Here is a 6407-nt window from a genome sequence, read left to right as displayed (position 1 = left end):
CCGGTGCAGCGCCGTGCACTCAGTGCGGTGATTTCCCGTCGTGCAGGACGACCGCCAGCGGAACCGCCGTGAACATGGACGAGTACGTGCCCACCGCCAGCCCGATGAGCAGCGCCAGCGCGAAGTCCGTCAGGGACCCGCCGCCCAGCACGGCCAGCGCGGTGAGGATGAACGCCGCGCCCGTCCCGGTGCTGACCGTGCGGGGCAGGGTCTGGACCAGCGCCCGGTTGGCGGTCACCCGGAAGGGGGCCGCGCCATCCCGCCCGAGCAGGTCCCGCAGCCGGTCGAACAGCACCACCGAGTCGTTGACCGAGTAGCCGATGACGGTCAGCAGCGCCGCGAGGAAGACCCCGTCGACGGGCTTGCCGAGCCAGGCGAACACCCCGACCAGGATCACCACGTCGTGTGCCAGGGCCGCCACCGCCGCCGTGCCGAACAGCAGGCGGAAGCGGACCGACAGATACAGCAGCTGGGCACCGAGGGCGACGGCGAGCGCGATGAGCGCGCCCCGGCGCAGTTCCTCGCCGATGCTCGGGCCGATCGCCTCGTCGCGGAGCTTGTCGGCGCCACCGCCCAGCGCGCCGACCGTCTCGGTGATCCGCTCCGCCCGCGCGTTCGTCACCTGGTCCGTGCGCACCGTCAGCAGCCCCTCGCCGGACGTCTGGACCACGGCCCGCGGGAAACCGGCCTCGGCGAGGGCGGCGCGGGCGCGGTCCGGGTCGACGGAGGAGGAGGTCGCGTACTCCATGAGACGGCCGCCGGTGAACTCCACACCGAGGTCGAGACCCCGCACCGCGACACCCGAGCCGGCCAGCGCCAGCGCGGCGGCGGACAGCAGCAGCCAGCGCCGGGGCCGGCGTATCAGGTCCGGATCGGCGCGGGTCAGACGGTCGCGGACGGCCCCCGAGTGGGCGACGCCCGTCAGCCGTGCCCGGCGGCGCACCGGGCGCGCGGAGAGGAACCGGTCGGTCAGCGCGCGGGTGACGACCAGCGCGCTGAACATCGAGGCGAGGACACCGATCCCCAGCGTGACCCCGAAGCCCCGCACGGGCCCCGACGCCAGGAAGAACAGCAGGGCGGCGGCGATCAGGGTGGTGACGTTGGAGTCGGCGACCGCGCTGAAGGCGCCCCGGAACCCCGCGTGCAGCGCGGAGCGCGGACTGGGCCGCCCGCGCGAGGCGTACTCCTCCCGGGCGCGCTCGAAGACCAGCACGTTGGCGTCGACGGCCATCCCGATCGCCAGCACGAACCCGGCCAGGCCCGGCAGGGTGAGCGTGGCGCCCAGGGCGGCGAGGGCGGCGTAGGAGATCAGGCCGTAGCAGCCGAGCGCGAGCGTGGCCAGGGCGCCCACCAGCCGGTACACCACGACGATGAACGCCCCGGTCAGCGCGGTCCCCACGACGGCCGCCCAGAACCCGGCGCTGATCGCCCGAGCCCCGAGGGTCGGGCCCACCGTGCGCTGCTCGACGTTCTCCACCGGCACCGGCAGCGCGCCCCCGTTGATCAGCAGGGCGAGTTCCCCGGCCTCCTCGGCGTCGAACGAGCCGGTGATCCGGGTGGCGTCGCCGCCGATGCCCGTACCGCAGCCCACGGAGGGGTCGATCCGGGGCGAGGAGATGATCCGGTCGTCCAGCACGATCGCGATGCGCCGGGCCGGGTCCCCGGCGGGACGGCAGGCCGCCTCGCCGGTCAGCCGGGCCCAGTCGGCGCCGCCCGCCCCCTCGAAGCCGACGTCGACCTGCCAGCCGCCGCCCTGGGCGTCGAAGCGGGCCGCGGCCTCCCCGACGTCCGCCCCGGTGAGGGCCGCCGCGTCCAGGCGCAGGGCCTGCCCGCTCTCGTCGGGGAGCACCAGCGGACGCTGCCGCTTCGCCTCGGGCGGCGCCGAGCCGTCCGCGGGTCCGGCGGTGCCGAGGACGCGGTGGAACGTGAGCTGCGCGGTGCGCCCGAGGACGTCCGCGGCCTCCGCGGGGTCCTGGACGCCGGGCAGTTCGACGACGATCCGGTCGCTCCCGGAGCGCGAGAGGGTGGGCTCGGCGACGCCGAGCGCGTCGACCCGTTCGCGCAGCACCTCCAGCGTGCGGTCGGTGGCCTCGGGGTCGGCCTGCGCACCGTCGGCGGGACGGGTCTCCAGCACGATCTGGGTGCCGCCGCGCAGATCGAGTCCGAGCTGGACCGGCACGGTGAGGGCGATGAACAGGGACAGGGCTACTACGGCGAGGGCGAGCAGCCCTCTGAGGCGCGGGGCGCGGGTCATGGGATCTCCGGCGGGCACGCCGCGGCCGGACGACGGCCGCGGTGAAGGGAAGGGAAGAGCGCGTCACATGCCCCGGACGAACGGGGGAGCGCGTCCCTGGTGCCGCTGCGCGGAGGGCGCCGAGGCGGGAGGAACCGCCGCCGGCACGGGAGTTCGCGGGCGGGCCGCCGTGCCGCCGGTCTCCGGGCGGCAGCCGGACGCGGGCGGCGTGTGCCGCTCGCCCGGCGTCTCGCGCGGGCCGCGGACCGGCTCGGCGCTGTCGCCCCGGCCGTCGTCCGCGTGGACGGCCGTACCCGTGTGCACGGCGGAGGAGACCGACGCCGGGCCGCCGAACGGGACGTCTCCACAGGGGAGTTGGCCCAGGAACACGGTGAGGACGGCGGCCAGTGCGGCGATCACCGCGCCCGCGGCGGCGCGCGCCGGGTGCGGGACACGGCGCGAGGATCCTGCCACGGTCCGCGTGTCCCCTCTTCTCGGCTTCTCGGCTTCTCGGTTTCCGGGCGTCCCGGCTTCCTGAGACGCGGTGATCTGACGGGCCTGTCCGAGGGCCCGGCCGGGGAGTTGGCGGCCGGGCCCTCGGACGTTCAAGGGGCGTGCCGCGGCTCAGGGTTCGATGAGGCCGGCCCTGATGGCGTACCGGGTGAGTTCCAGACGGTCCCGCAGGCCGAGCTTGTGCAGCAGGTTCGCCCGGTGCCGGTGGACCGTCTTGACGCTGATGAACAGCAACTCGGCTATCTCCTTGGAGGAATGGCCCTCGGCGACCAGCTTCAGCACCTCCTCCTCGCGCGGGGTGAGAACCTGCTCGGGCCGCTCCTCACCGTGCCGGACCCGGTCCAGGTAGTGGCGGATGAGCGCGGTGACCGCGCCCGGATAGAGGAAGGGCTCGTCGCGCACGGCGGCGCGGCAGGCCGTGACCAGGTCGCGGTCGGCCACCGACTTCAGCACATAGCCGCTGGCACCGGCCCGCAGCGCCTGGAAGAAGTACTGCTCGTTGTCGTGCATGGTGAGGATCAGCACCCGCATGTCCGGCTTGAGCGCGCCGAGTTCACGCGCCGCCTGAAGACCCGTCATGCGCGGCATCGTGATGTCCAGCACGGCCAGGTCCACGTCCTGGCCGCGCGCGACCGCGACGGCCTCGGCGCCGTCCCCGGCCTCCGCCACGACCTGGAGGTCCGCCTCCCGGTCCAGGATGAGCCGCACCCCGCGGCGCACCAGCGCGTGGTCGTCGGCGAGGAGGATGCGCACGACAGGAGTGCCGGCGGTGGTCATGACCGCCCTCCCGGCACCGGCACCGCCAGCCGGACCTGTGTGCCCGCCCGGGGACGCGAGACGACGTCGAGCGTGGCACCGACCAGCAGGGCCCGCTCCCGCATGCCCCGGATGCCCGCGCCCTCGCGCGCGAGGCCCGTTCCGCGGCCGTCGTCCACGACGGCCAGCGTCACCGTGCCCTCGCCGCGGCGCAGGCTCATCTCCACCGTCGCGGCCTCGGCGTGCCGGGCCGCGTTGGTCAGCGCCTCCTGCGCGACCCGGTACAGCACGAGTTCGGCCTCCGAGTCCAGCGCCGGCAGATCGCCCTCGAAGTGCCGCCCCACCCGCAGCCCGGTGTGCGTGGCGAACTCCGTGGTCAGCGAGGTCAGGGCGCTGACCAGACCGAGGTCCTCCAGGACGCCGGGCCGCAGCCTGCGCACCAGCCGGCGGACCTCGTCCAGGCTCTCCCGGGTGATCTCCTGCGCCTGCCGGAGCTCCCCGCGCAGCGGCTCCGCCGCCTCGTCCGCCGCGCGCTTGAGCGCCAGCAGGATCGCGGTCATGCTCTGGCCGACCTCGTCGTGGAGTTCCTGGGCGATCCGCCGCCGCTCGGCCTCCTGGGCGAGCAGCGCCCGCGCGCTGCTCGCCGCCCGCTCGTGCTCCAGGCGTTCGAGCATGGCGTTGAAGGTGCTGATCAGTTCGGCGGTCTCGCCCCGGCCGCGCTCGGGCAGCCGGTGACCGGGCCGCAGCAGGTCGACGGTGGTCATCAGCCTGGTGAGCCGGCCCAGCGGGGCCAGCCCGATCCGCAGCAGGGCCGCGTTCGCGACCAGCATCACGGACATGCCGACCACCAGGATCACCGCCTCGGTCAGCAGGACCGGGACGGACACCGTGACCGGAGCCCACAGCAGCAGCGACGTGGCGGTCCCGAGCACGACGGCGTTGAGAGCGAAGATCCGCCAGAACAGGGACACCGCGATGACGCCTCCCTCCTCAGGACGGGGCTCTGCCGCTCCCGGTCGTTCCCGTCGGCCACCGCGTACTGCGAGCGCATGCCGAGGCCGGTGCGTCGGACCGGCCTGCGCCCAGCCTCCCCGCCCCCGCGGGCCGCGTCGATGGGTGCCAGTGCCCATTTCGCCCCCGCCGCCCGCCCCCGCGGACGGACCGCACCGGCCCACAGATGGGTATCGCACCCGATGGGTTTCCGGCGCCGCGTCGGCGACGGTGAAGTCAGGACCCGTTCGCCGTCCACCGGTCCGCCCGCCGCACCGGCCGACCCGTCCGGTGCGCCCCGCCGCACGCCCCCGACGAAAGGACACCCCATGTCGCTCGACACCCCGCCGGCCGACGCCCGGCTCAAACCCCTGACGACCGAGGAGGCCCGGCAGCGCCTGGAGCACGAACGCGGCACCCGCCTCACGCAGTTGCGCGCCCTCGACGAGGCCGGCCACGACGCCGGGGAACAGGGGACGACGGACCAGAGGGACACGCTCCGACGGGTCCTTCAGGAGATCGACGCCGCCTTCGGCCGCGTCCAGGACGGCACCTACGGCATCTGCGCGCACTGCGCCACGGCCATCCCGGTCGAACGGCTGGAGATCCTGCCGTACACGCGGTTCTGCGTCCCCTGCCGGCGCGACACCCTCTGACCTCCCGCGCCGTGCCCGTCTCCCGCCCTGCCCGAAGGGGTGAAGTGGTGAACCAGATCACCGAGGACCGCGACGCGGTCCCGTCGTGCGAAGTCCGCGACGCCGTCCTGCCGTACGAGGTCCACGACGCCGCCCTGTCCTGCGAGGACCTCGCCGCCCTGCGCGAGAGCCTGCTGGAGCAGCGCCTGTTCCGCCGCGAGCAGCTCAGCCAGCTCACGGCCCCGGCGGCGGTCCGCGCCCCCGCGCGCGGCCTGCGGGCCACCGCCCGCGGCGAGGTGCACCTCACGCTCGCCGCTTCTGCCCGCATGGTCCTCGCCGATGTCGAGGCCGCCCTGGCACGCATGGACCAGGGCCGCTACGGGGCCTGCCACCTGTGCCGCCGCCCCATCGACCGCGAGCGCCTGGCGATCGTGCCGCAGGCACGTTACTGCGCCCGCTGCCAGCAGGTGAAGGAGGGCGAACGGTGACCGCCGCCCCCCTCGCCGAGGGAGAGGAGACCTCATGGCCCGCCCCGTGCCCCCTTCCCCGGCACGCCAGGACGGCCTGCGCCACCGGCTGCCGTGGCGGTGGCCGCCCAACCCGCTGCGCCGCCCCGCGGACGTCGCACGGGCATGGATCGTGCTGGTCCTGGCCGTCGCCGTGGTGACCGCCACCCCGGCCGCCATGTACCTGGCGGGAAGCACCGCCTACCGCTACCACCAGCGGATCGCCCAGGAGGAGGAGACCACCCGGCACCGCACCACCGCCGTCCTCGTCGACGACGCCCCCGACCGCCCCGAACCGGGGACCCCCGGGGCCCGGCAGGCCCGCTACCCCGTCACGGTGCGCTTCACCGACCCGCAGGGACGCACGCACACCGGCGAGGCCGACGCCGAGGCGGGCCTGCCCGCGGGCAGCGAGATCCGGGTCTGGGCGGACGGCGAGGGAAGGATCACCGGCCCGCCCCTGAGCCGCCAGCAGGTGCGCGACAGCACCATGGGCTACGTCATCCTGGCTGCCCTCGCCGTCCCGCTCGTCGCGGTCACCGTCTACCGCTACGCCACCCGGCGGCTGGAGCGCCGCACCCTCGCGCAGTGGGACGCGGCCTGGGCCCGCACCGCCCCCCGGTGGACCACCCAGCCGTAGGACGTCCCCGGGGACCGCACCGGACGGCGGCGCGCTCTGTCGCCGCGCCCCCGAGGCGCCGGACCCGCCCGGCACGGCGGGACGCCGCGTCCGTGCCCGCCCGCGCGGCGCCGGTCCGCGTGAACCGCCGCGCG

General features: G+C 75.4%; 7 protein-coding genes. 3 read left to right on the top strand and 4 right to left on the bottom strand.

What is annotated here, in order from left to right; translation table 11 throughout:
- Window positions 1–19: 19 nt before the first annotated feature.
- From secD to SZN_RS34455, 4 genes are all read right to left on the bottom strand, one after another.
- Window positions 20–2254, bottom strand: a complete 2235-nt coding sequence (secD, locus tag SZN_RS34470; protein ID WP_007504386.1) for a protein translocase subunit SecD — start codon at window positions 2252–2254, stop codon at window positions 20–22.
- A 63-nt stretch (window positions 2255–2317) separates the two neighbouring features.
- The gene (locus SZN_RS34465) at window positions 2318–2707 is read right to left on the bottom strand and encodes a hypothetical protein (RefSeq protein WP_007504384.1); all 390 of its coding nucleotides are present in this window, start codon (window positions 2705–2707) and stop codon (window positions 2318–2320) included.
- Between the two features lie 150 nt (window positions 2708–2857).
- Window positions 2858–3523 carry a response regulator gene (locus SZN_RS34460; protein ID WP_007504382.1) on the bottom strand — a complete coding sequence of 222 codons (666 nt, stop codon included), beginning with the start codon at window positions 3521–3523 and terminating at the stop codon, window positions 2858–2860.
- Complete coding sequence (locus SZN_RS34455) at window positions 3520–4473, bottom strand: HAMP domain-containing sensor histidine kinase (protein WP_007504380.1); 954 nt, start codon at window positions 4471–4473, stop codon at window positions 3520–3522. The genes SZN_RS34460 and SZN_RS34455 overlap by 4 nt, the downstream gene beginning before the upstream one ends.
- Window positions 4474–4821: 348 nt before the next feature.
- Here SZN_RS34455 and SZN_RS34450 point away from each other — a divergent pair, with 348 nt between their 5' ends.
- Genes SZN_RS34450 through SZN_RS34440 form a run of 3 tightly spaced genes read left to right on the top strand, consistent with a single transcriptional unit; the run spans window position 4822 to window position 6273 of the window.
- Window positions 4822–5148 (top strand): TraR/DksA family transcriptional regulator, encoded by a 327-nt coding sequence (locus SZN_RS34450; RefSeq protein ID WP_007504378.1) that lies wholly within the window; start codon window positions 4822–4824, stop codon window positions 5146–5148.
- A 44-nt stretch (window positions 5149–5192) separates the two neighbouring features.
- A complete protein-coding gene (locus SZN_RS34445) occupies window positions 5193–5615 on the top strand; it encodes a TraR/DksA family transcriptional regulator (protein ID WP_007504376.1) in 423 nt (140 codons plus the stop codon).
- A 34-nt stretch (window positions 5616–5649) separates the two neighbouring features.
- Window positions 5650–6273, top strand: a complete 624-nt coding sequence (locus SZN_RS34440; RefSeq protein WP_007504374.1) for an Rv1733c family protein — start codon at window positions 5650–5652, stop codon at window positions 6271–6273.
- Window positions 6274–6407 lie beyond the last annotated feature (134 nt).

The sequence above is a fragment of the Streptomyces zinciresistens K42 genome, from assembly GCF_000225525.1.
GTDB lineage: Bacteria > Actinomycetota > Actinomycetes > Streptomycetales > Streptomycetaceae > Streptomyces > Streptomyces zinciresistens.
This window is presented reverse-complemented; position numbering and strand designations above follow the sequence as displayed.

Excerpts from the sequence above, each read along its gene's own strand:
- SZN_RS34460 (WP_007504382.1), bottom strand. The coding sequence starts at position 3,523 with ATGACCACCGCCGGCACTCCTGTCGTGCGCATCCTCCTCGCCGACGAC.
- SZN_RS34450 (WP_007504378.1), top strand. The coding sequence starts at position 4,822 with ATGTCGCTCGACACCCCGCCGGCCGACGCCCGGCTCAAACCCCTGACG.
- SZN_RS34440 (WP_007504374.1), top strand. The coding sequence starts at position 5,650 with ATGGCCCGCCCCGTGCCCCCTTCCCCGGCACGCCAGGACGGCCTGCGC.
- secD (WP_007504386.1), bottom strand. The coding sequence starts at position 2,254 with ATGACCCGCGCCCCGCGCCTCAGAGGGCTGCTCGCCCTCGCCGTAGTA.